Raw genomic sequence first — 16,055 nt, forward strand, 5'->3', positions numbered from 1 at the left:
CCGTACTAAAGCACTCCAATGAGCAAAATCAAAAAAAACGCAATCATTTTGAAGTAAATCCCCCTATGACACACACAAAAACTGCCGGATTCTGAAAAAATAGTACAGGTATCTTACAAAACACGGAGGTTTTATGGATTTTCGAGAAAATTAAAAACTAAATCCGACAAAATATTCACCAATACTAAGGGGATTTGTTTATTCATGAATGCTTCAGGTATTTTTGTAGAAGAACTAGAAGATCCTCCATCTTGAAGGGCTTTCTTAAGAAGCCATCACAAAGCTTACTCAACTCATCTTCACTGGCCTTCATCGCCGAAGCCGTGACAGCAATTACAGGCTTATCTTTTAACTTTGGATTAGATTTGATTTTCTCTGTCGCTTGGCGACCATCCATCACAGGCATCTTCATATCCATTAGAATTAGATCAGCATCAAATTCCTCTAAGGTATCTAAGGCCACCTGACCATTCTCGGCCTCTTCCAACTCAAACGGGAACTCTTTTAAAAATTCTTTCAAGAGAATTCGATTTAACAGAGTATCATCAACTATCAATACTTTTGCATTTTCAAACTTATATTTGTTTTCTACAGGCAAGTCAATTTTCATACGTGTAGTACACAATTCCACTTTAACATTTTTCAAGCTAACGGTAAATTCAGAGCCTTCACCTTTAGCAGAAACTAAATTAATTGAACCACCCATTAACTGTGAAAGCTCTTTACAAATACTTAAGCCCAGACCAGTACCACCATACTCCTTGCTAATCTCCGCAGACGCTTGATTGAAAGCACCAAAAATCCTTCTGTTGGCTTCCTCACCTATCCCCACACCTGTGTCAGATACCACAAAATCCAAATCAACTACCCCATTCCTTTTTAGATCTGCTTTAATTGCGACTTTCACATAACCTTCTTCAGTAAACTTCACTGCATTGCCAATAAGGTTAAAAAGTATTTGACGAATTCGCACTTCATCTAAAGAGACTAAATCAGGAACCACTTGATCAACTTCAACAAGAAAGTCTAAGTTCTTTTTAGCAAACTCACGAGAGAACACTGAAGCAAATTCATTTACCAAAGACCTCAAGTCAACTTTTGTATAAATGAGCTCTAGCTTACCCGCTTCAACTTTTGACAAGTCTAAAATATCGTTAATCAAATGCAGTAAGGAGCGCCCACTACTATTAATTGCCTCTACATACTCCATAGATTTTTTATCTATGTCCTCTTTTTCTAAAAGTTCACTAAAACCTAAAATTGCATTCATTGGAGTTCTAATTTCGTGACTCACATTGGCCAAGAACTCACTCTTCATTTTATTTGCGGACTCCGCAACTAATCTTTGATCGAACTCGACTTTAGCCCTTTTATTGGCTTCTTCTGCCTCTACAGCTCGCTGTTCAGCATTATGCCTTTCACGATTAATCGTATCCTCACGAGCCTGGATTTCCGTTAACATCTCATTAAATGAATAAGTCAAATCACCAATTTCATCCTTACCTTTATACTCAGCCCTTATATTATATGTGTGGTATTGAGATATTTTTCGAGCCGTATCTGATAAATGAACGAGTGGAGAAATCAACTTTTTCAATATCGAGAAGCTTAAAAAGCTGGAAAGCAATAAAACAATCACAAGTACAGAGATTACAAAGTTGAGGCTCTTATAAAAAGGAACTGTTAGGCTCGCAAGATTATCAACTAGAAGAATTCTACCAAGGACCTCACCATCATATATAATATCTCTTTGAACATAAAGTTTATTATTTAAATAATTAAACTTACCCTTCAAATCTAATATTTTAAATTCTGGGATCATCTTCACCGTGGATGCATAGTGCGCGAACTTCTCTCCATCAACATAGATAGCAATAGAGTCGATAGATGGCACCTCTTCTAGTGAATTTAAAATCGTCGTGGCATCAGAATGATTACCAAACTCAATAGCTGCACTTGCATTTTCCCCCATAATACCCGCCAAAACATAAGCCTGAGTCTCTAGACTACTCTTACGATACTCATAGCCATTCAAAGTAACTAATGCAACCGAGACAACCGTCGCCAAAAACACGATTAGAGTAATAACGATAAAAAAGCGTGCTTGTAAACTCTTGTTAAACATCACTTTTTCTCCTTGTTTACGGCTAAGCGTAAAACTTTAGAAGAAATGGCAATCTCAGTATCTTTGATAACTTTATGATTAACTTCCCACCGTATCTTGCGAGATACTTCTACAAGATTAATCATACCACCTGATTCTAAGAACCATTCATTATCTGCAATTGTAAGCGGTTTAAAAGGCTGGTATAATTTTATCAGTTCCTTTTGAAAAAGAAGGGCACTATCATCAATATATAACAAGTGGCATTTTATGGGTTTTTTTACTTCATCAGAGCTATGATCTAAATAAACGACCTGAACTTTGCGGCCCTTAATTTCTCGACCTGCATATTTATTTAGCTCACCCGAAAAGGCTTCTTTGCCAACCACTGCTATAATAATCGGATCGCTAGCTTTCCCCTCACAATCTAGGTACTTTAAAAAGGTAAATAGGTACGCTGCCTTAACTTCACTTTCTTTTCGCGGTTCCAAGCCCTGTCCCCAACTACATAGACTATGTAGTATAAGCACGAGAAATATTGCTCGCAAAGTTTTAGACAATCCTACCATAATTCCTTTCTCTGCCAATCCACAGAGACAACACCTTCATTTTGATTGTTAACACTAACTTAGTTTAGACAAAAAATATACACCGCGTCAATACTTTAAGAAAAAAAAACAAGGCTAAAGCAAACAAATTGCCCTAAAAAGCTACCCAAACACTCTTTTAGCTCAATAATCAAGCAATTGCTAATGACATATTTTCACGTGGGCACATATTACAAAAAAATTCTAAGGAACAAATTATGATCACAGTTATCGACTATGGCGCAGGCAATTTACGCTCAGTCTGCCTCGCTCTTGAGAGCATTGATATCCCATGGAAAATCAGCTCTGAACCCGATGAGATTCTTAGCGCCGACAGAGTTATTTTTCCTGGCGTTGGCGCAGCTGCATCGGCCGTCAAAGTCCTCAAAGAAAAAGGCCTCGAACAATCTATAAAACAGTTCATTGATTCAGGAAAACCTTTTTTAGGCATTTGTCTAGGAACGCAAATCATCTTCGATTACTCCGAAGAAGATCAGGGCACTGAATGCTTAGGGCTCATACCCGGGAAAGTCATTCATTTCGAATTCCCCGAAGACGAAAAAAAATCAGTCCCTCACATGGGATGGAACCAAGTCAATTTCACAAAAAAACACCCCATCTTTGAAGATATCGAAGACGCCGCTAACTTCTATTTCGTACACTCCTACTACCCATGTCCCGACGACGAGAGCATGGAAATGGCCACCACAAATTACGGCTCAATCGACTTCACATGCGCTATAACTAAAGACAATCTAGTGGCCACTCAATTTCACCCCGAAAAAAGTGGACGTCACGGCCTTCAGTTACTCGAAAACTTCTCAACATGGGATGGAACATACAATGCTTAATAAACGCCTCATAGTCTGCCTCGATGTACGTAATAAAAAAGTAACTAAAGGCATCAAATTTAAAGGCAACGTCGACATCGGCGATCCTGTAGACATGGCCTGTCAATATGTTAACGACGGCGTTGATGAACTCGTATTCTACGACATCACAGCCTCTGCTGAAAAACGCCCAATCGACCTAGATATGGTGAGAGATGTTGCAAAAAACGTTTTCATCCCTTTCTCTGTAGGAGGCGGAATTCGCAATGTTGAAGACATGCGTGATGTGCTTTTGGCAGGAGCGGAAAAAGTCAGCGTCAACTCCCTTGCTGTGCGAGATCCGCAAATCATCAACCAAGGAGCTGTGCTCTTCGGGAAACAGTGCATTGTCTTAGGCATGGATGCCCAAAAGGTAGAAAAAAGCGACGCTTTCCCTAGTGGCTATCAAGTTGTCATCCACGGTGGAAGAACTGAAACTGAAAAAGATGCCTTAGCATGGGCTCAAGAAGCTGAACAACGTGGAGCAGGGGAAATCTGCCTTAACTCAATTGATGCTGACGGCATGAAATCTGGCTATGACCTTGAGCTCACACAACTCATATCGAGCGGCGTACAAATCCCCGTTATTGCTAGTGGTGGCGCAGGAGAGTCCTCACACCTTGTTGACGTATTGTCACAAACTCATGCTGAAGCCGCATTAGTTGCCAGTATGGTACACTATGGCACCCACACTTGCTCTAGCATCAAAGAAGACCTCAATAAAGCTGAGATTCCTGTGCGGATGGATTGGTAAATATTTAGCAAAATCATAACTTATTTAATTCATCAAGTCGAACCAGGATTTATAAGTTTTAGTCATGAGCAAAGCACCCTACGTACCCTTACATATACATACAGATTTCAGTATGTTGCAGTCTGCCTGCACCATGCCAGCCCTTATCAAAAGACTTGAGGAAGGAGGCTTCGAAGCAGCTGCATTAACTGACTTTGCCAACATGTGTGGCTCCATTGCCTTTACTAATGGCTTGAAAAAAGCGAACATCAAACCCATTCTTGGCTGTTATACTTACCTTAACAATTCTAGAACTCAAAACCCTAGTAACATGAGCTCTTTTAACGGATTGATTTTATTGGCCAAGAATAATGTCGGCTATCAAAATTTGTGTAAGATCAACGCTCAATCACATCTAGAAAGCTTTCATATAAAACCCCGCATTGATCGCTCTTTTTTACGCCAGTACTCAGAAGGCATCATTGCTATTGCCCCATTTCATGATAGTGATATCGCGTCTGATCTTAGCAAAAATATTGACCCCACAAATGCGCTCAATTTCTATGTCGATATTTTTGGCAAAGAAAATTTTTATCTTGAAATACAAAAACACAAGCGTGAAGGCGACGACGAAAAATACCCGCTCGTTCTTCAGCTTGCTAAAGACAATGAGATCGGATTAGTTGCCTCTCAAACAGTTTATTATCCAGAAGCAAAAATGGCAATCCCCCACGATATCGTATGTTGCGTAGGTGAAAAAACAGTCCATGACCCTCAGAAATTGCGATTTCCTGAAAAAAACTACTACCTCCATCTGCCAGAAGAAATGGAGGGATTATTCTCTGACGTGCCCGAAGCTCTCGAAAACACCAGAAAAATTGCCAATCAATGCGATGTAGCATTCGACACCAGCGAGCACTACCCTGTCTACCCCATGTCAGACGATCGTACTCAGCAACAATTCTTGTTAGAAATTTGTGTTGGTGGCCTCAAAGAACGCTATGGACTCGATCACAAAAACCCTAAAGATCAACGCGAGAAAGAAATCGTTGAAAGAACTGACTTTGAGCTAGGGGTGATTCATAAATCGGGATACGACTCCTACTTTTTGGTTGTCTGGGACTTTATTAATTGGTCCAAAACAAACGATATCCCTGTCGGACCTGGCCGCGGGTCGGGCGCAGGCTCCATTGTCGCTTACTTAACTGGGATCACCAATATTGACCCCATCAAATACAACCTTCTTTTCGAACGTTTCCTAAACCCTGAACGTATCTCTCCTCCGGATTTCGATATTGACTTTTGCGAACGTCGCAGACCCGAAGTTATTGATTACGTAAGGAAGAAATATGGCAGTGAAAAAGTAGCTCAGATCGGCACCTATGGTACCATGAAAGCGAAAGCGGTTATCAAAGACGTGACTCGTGCACTTGGCTACGAGCATACTCGTGCCGATCAAATAACAAAGCTGATTCCCGAAGACCTCAAGATCACTCTACATAAAGCTTTGTTTGATCCAAAAATCAAAAGCGAAGAGCTCATTGCGCTTAACGATAGCGAAGAATGGGTTAAACAAATTATCGATAACGCCATGCCTCTTGAAGGCCTCAATCGAAATATGGGTATCCACGCCTGTGGTGTCATCATTGGTGACCAGGAACTCACCAACCTCATCCCGCTGATCTCTGGTGCTAATGGTGAAGTTGTTACACAGTTTTCTGCAGGTCCTTGCGAAGATTTAGGCCTCCTCAAAATGGACTTTTTAGGCTTGAGAACTCTGACCTTGATCAAAGACACCCTAGGTCTCATCAAAGAGAATCACGACATCGAGATCGACATCGAAGCCATTCCAATTGATGACAGAAGAACCTATAAGCTGTTCCAAGAAGGTAAAACAACTGCTGTATTCCAATACGAATCTGCTGGTATGCAAAAATACATGAAAGAACTGCAACCTACAGTTTTCCCTGACCTCATCGCGATGAACGCTCTTTATCGCCCGGGCCCGATCGCCTACATCCCTTCCTTTATTGAACGGAAACACGGCCGCGAAGAAATCACTTATGACTGCGAAGGCATGGATGAATATCTTCAAGAAACTTATGGTATTACTGTTTATCAGGAACAGGTAATGCTTCTATCCCAGAAACTTGGCAACTTCACTAAAGGCGAAGCCGACACACTGCGTAAAGCCATGGGTAAAAAGAAGATGGATTTACTTGCTCAGCTTAAACCTAAATTTTTAGACCAAGGTGAAGGAAACGGCCACGATAGAAAAAAACTTGAAGAAACATGGGAAAAATGGGAAGCATTTGCATCCTACGCCTTCAATAAATCGCACTCAACTTGTTACGCTTGGGTCGCCTACCAAACAGCTTACCTTAAAGCACACTATCCAGCCGAATTCATGGCAGCTGTAATGACTTCCGAACTTGGCAATGCAGATAAAGTCACTTTCTTCCTCGAAGAATGTCGTAACCTAGGACTCAAAGTTCTTCCTCCGAACATCAATAAAAGTAAAGTTACCTTTTCTGTAGAAAATGGCGCCATTCGTTTTGCGCTGGGCGCTATTAAAGGTGTCGGCACCTCGGCATCCGAAACTATTGTAAGAATTAGAAAGGAAGGCGAGTATGAAAGCTTTATGAACCTTTGTGAACGCGTCGGCCATACCAATGTAAGCCGCAAAGTTCTTGAAGGCATCATTGCTTCAGGTGGCATGGATGAATTTGGAAATAAGCGCTCTGCCCTCACTCAATTCATTGATCGCGCTCTTGAACACTCAAGTTCCAAGGCCAACGATTTAGCCATGGGACAAATGAGCCTCTTCGCAGAAGTGGAAGAAGTCAACACAATCTCTCCCGATGACTCCATGCCCGAATGGGATCTGCGCTATAAGCTTGACATGGAAAAAACCTTACTTGGTTTTTATGCGACTGGTCACCCTGTTGGAGAACATAAACAACTCATCAAAAAATTTAGCTCAAACTCAATTACTGGCTTAAAAAAACAAAGTGAAGATCGTGCCGTCGCAAGACTTGGTGTAATGATCAGCAACCTCAATTTGAGAAAAACAAAAAAAGGAAAAACCTTTGCTTCATTTAATGCCGAAGATTTGAGTGATGGCATAGAATGTATCTGTTGGGATTATGATCAAAATAGCGAGGCCCTTAAAGACAATTCAACCATTCTCATAGAAGCTGAATTTTCTCGAGAACCACGAACTCAATTAATTGTTCGTAACGCCATCCCCATTCACGAATCTGTATCCGCACACACTGAACAAACTTTAATTATTTTAGACGAGAGTAAACTCGACCAAGAAAAAGAAAGCCAATTTAAAGAACTCTGTTCTAAAAATATCGGAATCGTCAATGATTATGAGCAAAGGCTCTTAACTCAAACAGCTTTACGCATGGTTCATAAAAGCCAGAAAGATCTCATCCCAAAATTTGAAAAATATCTTAGGGATACCTTCCTGCAAAACTCCAACCGTCTCCAATTAGAAAAGCTTCTAACTCAGGCTGAATTTGCGACCTTCAATCAAAACACGCTCCTTCAAGAGGATCAAAAAAGAAAATTACTTCAATTCTTCAAAGAAATTCGATCTACTCACCGCCTTTATATTCGTGTTTTAACTGCCGACGAAAAAGACATTTGGCTGGAACCCTCCAAAAACAAAAACTTCCTTCCCACCTGGAATTTCATCAATCAAATGAACGAAATATTTGGCACTGGCTCTATCAAGATTAAAGCCAGTCCTTACCAAGGTGAATTAAGAAAACAATACCGTCCAGCGAGAGCCTGATGCTTAAACGTTTATTACTCTTGATGGCTTTTACAGTGAATTGCTTTGCTGTGGCCACACCTCCTTTGGTAGACGAAAACTTCCTACCCATATTAAGTAAAAAAACTTTACCGACTCAAAAATCCGTCTTTAGTCTTCATTTAAAAGATAAACAAATTGCGTTGGCCTGCGCCTTTACTGAAGGAGGATTTCTCATAACATCATTAGATAAATTTGAAGAAGGCATTTTAATTAAAGACTCAAAAGGAAGCCTCTTCCCAGTTGAATTGATCGGCACTGACAGAAAAAGTCACCTAACTGTACTACGCGCTCCTTTCAAACTCACTCCTCTAACATATGGAAGCTCTAAAATTAATACTGGGAAATTCCTCACTGCAGTTAATTCGTCTCGTGCGATATCTTTTGGCATTGTTTCTTTAGCGCCTTACGAGGCCATACAAAGTAATTTTTATCACAGCTTACGATTCACCCTTGAGGCTCGTCCAAAAATCTTATATGTCGAACCCAATTCACCTGAAGAAGAGGCGGGCCTAAAACCTGGAGATATCATCAACTCCATTAATGGCGACCTCATGTTCAGCGGTCGTGACACTCTTGAAAAATTACGTTCACTAAGAATTAATGAAAAAATCCAAGTCGACATTATTCGCAAAGGCAAAATCTTCAAAACCGCCTACAAACCCCAAAAAGCTAAAGAATACAACACCTTACCTAAAAGGATGGTTTTTCAACACGACATACCGCTGGCACACAACCAACACGGCGGCCCCATATGCCTTATCAATGGGGAATTTGTGGGCATCTCTTTAGCTTATGCAACTCCCTCAGGAAGTTACAGTATTAAAGCAAATGAATGTGCAAAAATAGCGCGCACTCTTATTAGAAATCGGAATGAAAATATTGCTAATAAATGAATCGACATGGCGGCAACACGCCAAAGCACATCAAGAAAAAGTAGACCACCTTACAACTGAGTGGCGACAATATAGCGCATCTGGCAAGAAACACCCCACTTTAGATTTTCTCTTTTCATACTACAATTTAAAAATCAATCGCCTACGGCTATGGAGTCCTGGCCCGGATATAACATTAGAAGGTGAGCATGATGGATCACTTCTTTTTGGCCATTACTCACAATCCAAAAAGCATTGTCAACTCAACCCAGAGCGCTATCCAAAGCAACGACTTAAAAACTTTAAATGGATCAGTCAGCTACTCAAGCAGACAAGTGAAAGAATTCCGGTTTTCAACTGCTATGGCGTTCACGAATGGTCTATGATTTACAAATCAGACTCCAAAAGACACGAGCAACTTCCTTTACGAGTGTCAACAAAAACTCTTGATAACTTTGTTGAAAGCACCCCTTGTCAATGCACCCACTTTGATGCCTATCGTTTTTTTACAGATGATGCCAGCCCACTCATCCAACACCCTTTAAGCAGAGAGAATCAGGAAGAATACGAACAAAGTGGATGCCTCCATGCAAACATGGACCTCTATAAATGGGCCTATAAACTCTACCCTTTTATGACTGGAGACCTACTTTTACGCTGCTTTGAGCTAGCTATCCAATGTAGATATTTGGACATGCAAGCCTCTCCATACGACATGAGTGAATTCAAGATGGAGCCCATCGCTGTGGACACAAGTCAAGGGCGAGAGAAGTACATTAGTGAACAGCACCGTTTAAAGAAAATCGCCGACCCTATCAGGACAGAACTAGCGAATGCTTACGATAATTTTATCGCCATTTGCAACAAAGAATCTACGATTTAAAAAAACCTGTTACATTGTGCTTGTGGCAGAAATATAACAAGCCTAAAATCGCCCCAATCGAGCTCGCCACTGAAGTCAAAAGTACACGAGTTACACGATTTTTTATCCAGCCTTTTACTGAACCGAAATCATCTAATAAAGTTTCAAAATCCCCTGCCGTCGGCTTTCTTTTTACAGCCTCACTTACACCCGTTATCATGCCCACGCCTAAAGCCGGGTGAAGAATGGTAATAGGTGCAGAAATAAAAGCGAGAAATATTGACCACGGATGGCTCAAAACCACTACAGCTCCAATAGCTGCTCCACCACCAGTAATGATAATGTACGAAATGATTAAGTCTTTAATTTTATCAAAATCTAAAAAGAACATGCCGGCCACTCCCACAAGCACTAAAACTGCAGGGAAACCGTATTTAAAGCACTTCGATAATATCCCGGGCTGAGGCAACTCCTCCAAAGCAGCTAAGTCGATTTCATCATTCCAGTGACGTAACATACCTGGAACATGCCCTGCACCCACAACAGCTACCATTTTTTTTGATTCACATTGCTGAAGCTTTTTCACCATGTATAAATCGCGTTCATCAATCAAACGCTTTTTTACATCGGGCAAGTTATCCCCCATTTCCTGTAGAAGATTCTCAAGCATATCCTGCTCTTTCAACTTCTCTAGACTCTCTTCTGTCACTTCTTCCTCTTTATTATTTCCCTCGGGCAAAAAGAAAGGCACTAAAAATAAAGCCACAATGACGATGTTTATAATTTTATCATGGCCCTCAAATATTTGGCTAGATTGATGAACAATGAATAAAATGAAGGACAGTAACCAAGCGACTATAGTCATCGTCCCCAACATGGAAGCGAGCAATTTTATTTTATTGCTCAACGACATCAGTCCCCAGGTGCGGTTTAAAGTCGTCTTCACATCGCGATCAATGAGTTCTAAACTCATCTCATTTTCCTCTGCAGACGAAATTGCATTCAGCATTTCTTGCCCTGGATTAATCCCCATTTTTTCAGCAATCTTCTTTTGATGTGAAGCCAAAATCAAATTAATGATAAACAACATCAACTTGCCTTCTTTAAGGATTTTCACCAAATCCATATTTTTCCATGAATCTGGATCTTTGATTTTCTGATAGCGTGATTCACATAATTCGACACAAACTGCATCAGGTTGTTCTTCCTCAATCACACGCGTCACTTGTTCCGCACTCGTTTTTGATACATGTGCTGTACCAATGAGGATCACTTCGCGATCACCAAAACTCAAGCGTTCAACGTTTTGTTCTTTATCCACTAAATCGTATTTCCTTAGTTATACTAAATTATTGCCTTCAAGTTAAATCAAAAAGTGATCTTGTCTCATTGGCTAGGCATTTTTCTAATGTACAAAAAGATAAAAGGAAAAACTCGTTTCACAACGCCTACCGGCCTCTCACATAAGTGCGCAAGTAATATTTCACAATATTTTATCATATGCCCCAAGCTATATCATTGATTTTAAAATACTGCCTGTGTATAGTTAGAAGTGAGAGTTTGATATTTAATTATGGGATAAACATGAGTGGTTCAAATCACCAAGAAGGCGACGTAAGGACTTTAGCGATATCTCGATCTAGTGTCATGAAGGGCATAAAGAAGCATCGCGTAGCTTTTCTTGATATCAAAAGACTTGACGAACAAGTCCAAACTTACAAACTCAAAGAAGGAGATACGATCATTGGACGAACCAAGGACAATTCCATCCAACTCGCTTTCCCAAACATTTCCCGCCACCATTCAAAAATCTCTTTTTCAAATGAAACTTACTCTATAGAAGATTTAGAATCTACTAATGGCACATACGTTAATGGCATTAGTATTGCCAAATGTGTTTTACATCCCAATGATGTCATTGAAATCGGAGACACTCACCTCTTTTACTACGAACGTGAAGAGCTCATTTCTTAACTAATGAAGAATGCACTAATAACTTTTTGGGGAAGCAGAGGCTCGATTGCCACGCCTGGCAGATCAACTGAACGATATGGTGGAAACACCTCATGTGTGTGCTTAAAGCATGACGAATCTTATTTCATTTTCGATGCAGGAACAGGAATCCGTGGACTCGGTATTGAGCTTATGGAATTAGTCGAAAAAAGCTATGACGGCAATGTGATTGAACTTAATATCTTTCTTAGTCACACTCACTGGGACCACATACAAGGGCTACCCTTCTTTCAACCTGCATACGACTCTCGATTTAAGCTCAACATTTATGGCTCTGAAAAGAAAGATGACATGCTAGAAAAAACACTTTCTGGCCAAATGAACTCAGTCTACTTCCCTGTCCCAATGTCTCAATTGAGTTCAGAACTCAACGTACATGTAGATCTCCAAGCGCTAGACATTAGTGGCGTAAAAGTCTCGTCTACAGACCAAAACCACCCCGGTGGATCCACAGCTTTCAAAGCGAGCTTAGACGGAGGGCGCACTTTAGTTTACGCTACAGACAACGAGCTAGACTTGCAGTTTCACCGCGATGGCTCTCCAAAAGATAAAATGGGTGAACGTTATTTAAAATTCATCTCTGAAGTCGACTACCTCATTGCCGATGGACAATACACTGACGAAGAATACCTCGACAAAGTTGGATGGGGTCACACTTCATTAAGCCTCATTCACAAAATTGCTCATCAAGCTGGAGTGAAAAATCTTATCATATATCACCATGATCCCATGCATACTGATAGTATTTTGGAAGATTTGTCACATAAGTACATGAATCAATACGAATCATTAACCCCAGCCATGCAGGTCATCTGGGCCCGCGAGGGACTCACACTGCAACTGAGATCATGAAAAACAAACCAGATTTACTCAATAAGTTCACATCGCCACTCGCCCACGCCATAGAAGCTAGTTTTGACTCCTTGGCTTTTCACTCCGTTGGCGACCAGGAACATACTGATGCGATTAATTCAGTAATTATTTTAGCTGCTGAGCTAATGAAGCAATCAAAACGCAGTCGCCTCAGTCAAATTAAACTTGTGCGAAGCTATTTGCACGAAAGTTTTGGTGAAGCCGCATTGCAAAAATTCTCACAAGAAATCACTCGTGAGCACGACCTTGACTGGAACGAAACCTGTAAACCACTTTTACTTTTTTCTAGCGAGGACAGACTTAACTTACTCAAGTCTTTTATCAAAATCGCTTATTCCGAAGGGGTTTACCCCACGGAAGAAAAATCTTTCATTAAAAAACTTGCTCAGCACCTCAAAGTCTCAAAATCTAAGCATAAACATATTGAAGAAGAAGTTTTTGAGTCTGAAGACAAAAAGAAAAAACGCGCACTTTCTCTAGCAGGCCTTCTAGCCATCCTCCTAGTTTCCATCCTCTTTATCATTACTGCTATCTACTTAAAGTCAGTTCTAATTGGCGTGGCACTTGCCTACTTCTTCTTGCCACTTCAGCAATTTTACCTAAAAAAGTTCATGACCAATAAGGCCGTTCAACGCATTATGGAGCTTAAACCTCAGCGCAGAAGCCTTGATGACAACAAAGTTCTTGAAAAACGTGCAAATAAAAAAATGAACATCGCCTGCAATCTAACCATTGCCACTGTCTTCTTAGGTTTCATTTTTGTGATTAGCCTATTCACCACAGCTAGTTATAGCTTTCTTCGCGATACACAGAAAAAAATTGTGGATATCAAGCAAGAACGTTTTGAGCATCATCAAATTCAAGAAAACACTAATAGTCCCAAAGTCGCAGACGAAAAACTAGCAGAGCCCAACGACCCTAAAATTGCTGAGGACTCACCAAAGACTGACTCGGTCATAGAAGAGAATAATGAACCAAGTGACCCTAGCACTATTGAAAACGAGGCTCCGAAAGCCTCTGAAACTTATGTCAATTGGATCCGCCAAGAGGTTAAGGAATTAGAACAAAAACTTAAAGAGTTCCCAGTCCTATCCGCTTTCACTACACAATTAGCCCTAGCACTTGAAGACAAGGATAACCTCAATACAATTGCCGCAAAATTAACGAAAGCTTCTGGCGGGCTTTTAGGCACCCTCCAAGTTATGGCAGGGACCTTCATTAACATTGTCTTAGATATCTTTATGGGCCTGTTCTTTTTTATCTTTTTCCTTAAGAAAATGGCCTTATTCCAACTCGTTTCAGGAGGCCAATCAACAGGGCAATACATAATTGACGGCATCTTTAATAGTACGTGGACACCAACACTTAACCAAGAGACCAAACAAGAAGCTATCTCTATCTTAGATGTAGTGATCGACAAAATGCAACGCTGGGTTCGCGGTTGTATGTTTATCATTCTTGTTGAACTCCCGATATTTTTGATCATCTTCAGTATCATGGGTGTCCCCTACGCTATCCCTCTCGCCATCATCTCTAGCTTACAGGTTCTGCTACCATTCCTAGGACCCATTATCGCTATTGCGCTTACTTTTGTCATTTGTCTATTCAATGGCATAACTGACCCAGCCTTTTACCTAGGCTTAGCCTTGGTTTACTTCTTAATTGTCACCTTGCTGGAAGGTTTTTTCCTTTACCCGAAACTCGTAGGAGCTTCTCTCGGACTCACTCTACTTGAAACCATCATTGTTGTTCTTCTTGGTGGTATTACTGCAGGTATTGGTGGAGCGATCTTTGGTGTCCCCGCAGCTTCCATTATCAAGTACCTTTCACCAAGGATATACAAAAGCTTTTTTTCCAACAAAGAGTCCTCAGAACCTCCACCTGAATTAGCGCTCGAAAATGAAAAAAGCCCTGCCGCCTCTTAGTTATTACATAGACTTAAAATCCCCACTGTTCTTTTAAATAGATGCGACTATATTTCGCGAATTTAATGAACCTCTAAGGATTAATCCTATGTCAAACATTCCCGTAAACTGCTTTCTACTTCGTTACAATGAAATAGGTACAAAAGGCAAAAATCGTTGGCAATTTGAACAAAAATTACTCAACAACATCTCTCGCCAACTCACTAATAGAAGTGAGTTTAATTACTACCGTGACCAAGGACGCTTTGCCCTCAAAAAAAGAGATAACAGCTTTTTCTCCCCTAAAGAAATAAAAATAGCTAGCGAAGCTCTCGATAGAACCTTTGGTTTAGAATCGTACGCGCCTGGCATCATTACTGACCCTGACGCAGATACCATCTTGGAGCTCATAGCTAAACACTTTGAGACAGCTTACCAAATTGGTAAGAACCAACTACTCCCCCTCCAGGACTATACTTTTCGCGTTCGCTGTAGAAGAAGTTGGAAAAAATTCCCCTACACTTCAAAAGAAATGGAAATGGAAATAGCTGAAAAAATACTCCCAAATCATGATGACCTCAAAGTCAATCTAAAAAAAGCTCACCTAACTGTAGGCGTTGAAATTCGTCCTGACATTGCTTTTGTTCACTTCCAAGATCACAAAGGCCTCGGAGGACTCCCCGTTGGTTCAAGTGCCCCTGTTTTATGCCTGCTCTCTGGAGGGATTGACTCACCTGTTGCGGCCTTCAAAGCCATGCAAAGAGGAAGTCATGTCAACTCAATCACCTTTGAAAGTTTCCCTTATACTCAGCCCGAACTCATTGATAAAGTAGCTAAGCTTCAAACAATCTTAGATAAGTTCCAAGATCATCCAGCCAAATTCTACGCATGTAACATGGCAGAGTCACAGAAAATGATTCGCGACGATTGCTCTGAACGTTTCCGCACCATTCTCTACCGTAGAATCATGATGCGTGTATCAACCGTTGTCGCAGAACACCTAAAAACAAAAGCTCTTTTAACTGGCGAAGCTGTTGGGCAAGTGGCCTCTCAAACACTCGCCAATATGGACACCATCAACCGAGCGACCAACACCCTTGTCTTGCGCCCCCTGGTATGTATGGATAAAAATGAAGTCATTGCTATTGCTGAAAAAGCCGGAACTTTTGACGTTTCCAACATTCAGTGCTCCGACTCATGCACAACTTTCGCACCAGGAAAACCCGCGACAAACGGAAACCCTAGGCTTCTCGAAGATCAAGAACGCCGCTACAATGCAAATGACGCAATAATCGACTGCCTCAAAAATACGCGTTTAATTGATACTCAAAGCCTAGAAGAAACTCCAGTTCCAGAACTCATTGAGATTTATGAGAAGAAATTCAAAAATGAATGGTTTGGAACTGATTAGA

At 40.8% G+C, this 16,055-nt stretch carries 12 protein-coding genes; 9 read left to right on the plus strand and 3 right to left on the minus strand.

What is annotated here, in order from left to right; genetic code table 11:
• Positions 1 to 202 precede the first annotated feature (202 nt).
• Positions 203 to 2,125, minus strand: coding sequence for an ATP-binding protein (locus tag LNTAR_RS25715; RefSeq protein ID WP_007279074.1), 1,923 nt, complete (start codon positions 2,123 to 2,125; stop codon positions 203 to 205).
• Positions 2,125 to 2,691: a YfiR family protein gene (locus tag LNTAR_RS12480; RefSeq protein WP_157473541.1), complete on the minus strand. Its 567-nt coding sequence runs from the start codon at positions 2,689 to 2,691 to the stop codon at positions 2,125 to 2,127. Before LNTAR_RS12480 ends, LNTAR_RS25715 begins: the two co-directional genes overlap by 1 nt.
• A 218-nt stretch (positions 2,692 to 2,909) precedes the next feature.
• On the opposite strand from LNTAR_RS12480, the gene hisH reads away from it, so the two are divergent.
• The 5 genes from hisH to LNTAR_RS12505 all read left to right on the plus strand — a co-directional run bounded on the left by hisH (position 2,910) and on the right by LNTAR_RS12505 (position 9,874).
• The gene (gene hisH, locus LNTAR_RS12485) at positions 2,910 to 3,542 is read left to right on the plus strand and encodes an imidazole glycerol phosphate synthase subunit HisH (protein ID WP_007279076.1); all 633 of its coding nucleotides are present in this window, start codon (positions 2,910 to 2,912) and stop codon (positions 3,540 to 3,542) included.
• Positions 3,535 to 4,314 (plus strand): imidazole glycerol phosphate synthase subunit HisF, encoded by a 780-nt coding sequence (hisF, locus tag LNTAR_RS12490; protein ID WP_007279077.1) that lies wholly within the window; start codon positions 3,535 to 3,537, stop codon positions 4,312 to 4,314. The genes hisH and hisF overlap by 8 nt, the downstream gene beginning before the upstream one ends.
• Positions 4,315 to 4,378: 64 nt before the next feature.
• Positions 4,379 to 8,098, plus strand: coding sequence for a DNA polymerase III subunit alpha (dnaE, locus tag LNTAR_RS12495; RefSeq protein ID WP_083800030.1), 3,720 nt, complete (start codon positions 4,379 to 4,381; stop codon positions 8,096 to 8,098).
• Positions 8,098 to 9,012 (plus strand): PDZ domain-containing protein, encoded by a 915-nt coding sequence (locus LNTAR_RS12500; protein WP_007279079.1) that lies wholly within the window; start codon positions 8,098 to 8,100, stop codon positions 9,010 to 9,012. The genes dnaE and LNTAR_RS12500 overlap by 1 nt, the downstream gene beginning before the upstream one ends.
• Positions 8,990 to 9,874 (plus strand): hypothetical protein, encoded by an 885-nt coding sequence (locus LNTAR_RS12505; protein WP_007279080.1) that lies wholly within the window; start codon positions 8,990 to 8,992, stop codon positions 9,872 to 9,874. Before LNTAR_RS12500 ends, LNTAR_RS12505 begins: the two co-directional genes overlap by 23 nt.
• Here LNTAR_RS12505 and LNTAR_RS25720 read toward each other — a convergent pair.
• Positions 9,864 to 11,174 carry a TraB/GumN family protein gene (locus LNTAR_RS25720; protein WP_007279081.1) on the minus strand — a complete coding sequence of 437 codons (1,311 nt, stop codon included), beginning with the start codon at positions 11,172 to 11,174 and terminating at the stop codon, positions 9,864 to 9,866. The two genes, LNTAR_RS12505 and LNTAR_RS25720, sit on opposite strands and share 11 nt — an antisense overlap.
• Before the next feature lie 263 nt (positions 11,175 to 11,437).
• On the opposite strand from LNTAR_RS25720, the gene LNTAR_RS12520 reads away from it, so the two are divergent.
• The 4 genes from LNTAR_RS12520 to thiI all read left to right on the plus strand — a co-directional run bounded on the left by LNTAR_RS12520 (position 11,438) and on the right by thiI (position 16,054).
• Complete coding sequence (locus LNTAR_RS12520; protein ID WP_052607320.1) at positions 11,438 to 11,827, plus strand: FHA domain-containing protein; 390 nt, start codon at positions 11,438 to 11,440, stop codon at positions 11,825 to 11,827.
• Positions 11,828 to 11,830: 3 nt separating this feature from the next.
• Positions 11,831 to 12,718 carry an MBL fold metallo-hydrolase gene (locus LNTAR_RS12525; protein ID WP_040914845.1) on the plus strand — a complete coding sequence of 296 codons (888 nt, stop codon included), beginning with the start codon at positions 11,831 to 11,833 and terminating at the stop codon, positions 12,716 to 12,718.
• Complete coding sequence (locus tag LNTAR_RS12530; protein WP_007279084.1) at positions 12,715 to 14,664, plus strand: AI-2E family transporter; 1,950 nt, start codon at positions 12,715 to 12,717, stop codon at positions 14,662 to 14,664. The genes LNTAR_RS12525 and LNTAR_RS12530 overlap by 4 nt, the downstream gene beginning before the upstream one ends.
• 88 nt (positions 14,665 to 14,752) lie before the next feature.
• A complete protein-coding gene (gene thiI, locus LNTAR_RS12535; RefSeq protein ID WP_007279085.1) occupies positions 14,753 to 16,054 on the plus strand; it encodes a tRNA uracil 4-sulfurtransferase ThiI in 1,302 nt (433 codons plus the stop codon).
• The last annotated feature ends 1 nt before the right edge of the window (position 16,055 follow it).

This window comes from Lentisphaera araneosa HTCC2155 (genome assembly GCF_000170755.1).
GTDB classification, from domain to species: Bacteria; Verrucomicrobiota; Lentisphaeria; order Lentisphaerales; family Lentisphaeraceae; genus Lentisphaera; species Lentisphaera araneosa.

Coding starts and splice junctions, on each gene's coding strand:
- LNTAR_RS25715 (WP_007279074.1), bottom strand. CDS start 2,125: ATGTTTAACAAGAGTTTACAAGCACGCTTTTTTATCGTTATTACTCTA.
- hisH (WP_007279076.1), top strand. CDS start 2,910: ATGATCACAGTTATCGACTATGGCGCAGGCAATTTACGCTCAGTCTGC.
- hisF (WP_007279077.1), top strand. CDS start 3,535: ATGCTTAATAAACGCCTCATAGTCTGCCTCGATGTACGTAATAAAAAA.
- dnaE (WP_083800030.1), top strand. CDS start 4,379: ATGAGCAAAGCACCCTACGTACCCTTACATATACATACAGATTTCAGT.
- LNTAR_RS12500 (WP_007279079.1), top strand. CDS start 8,098: ATGCTTAAACGTTTATTACTCTTGATGGCTTTTACAGTGAATTGCTTT.
- LNTAR_RS12505 (WP_007279080.1), top strand. CDS start 8,990: ATGAAAATATTGCTAATAAATGAATCGACATGGCGGCAACACGCCAAA.
- LNTAR_RS12520 (WP_052607320.1), top strand. CDS start 11,438: ATGAGTGGTTCAAATCACCAAGAAGGCGACGTAAGGACTTTAGCGATA.
- LNTAR_RS12525 (WP_040914845.1), top strand. CDS start 11,831: ATGAAGAATGCACTAATAACTTTTTGGGGAAGCAGAGGCTCGATTGCC.
- LNTAR_RS12530 (WP_007279084.1), top strand. CDS start 12,715: ATGAAAAACAAACCAGATTTACTCAATAAGTTCACATCGCCACTCGCC.
- thiI (WP_007279085.1), top strand. CDS start 14,753: ATGTCAAACATTCCCGTAAACTGCTTTCTACTTCGTTACAATGAAATA.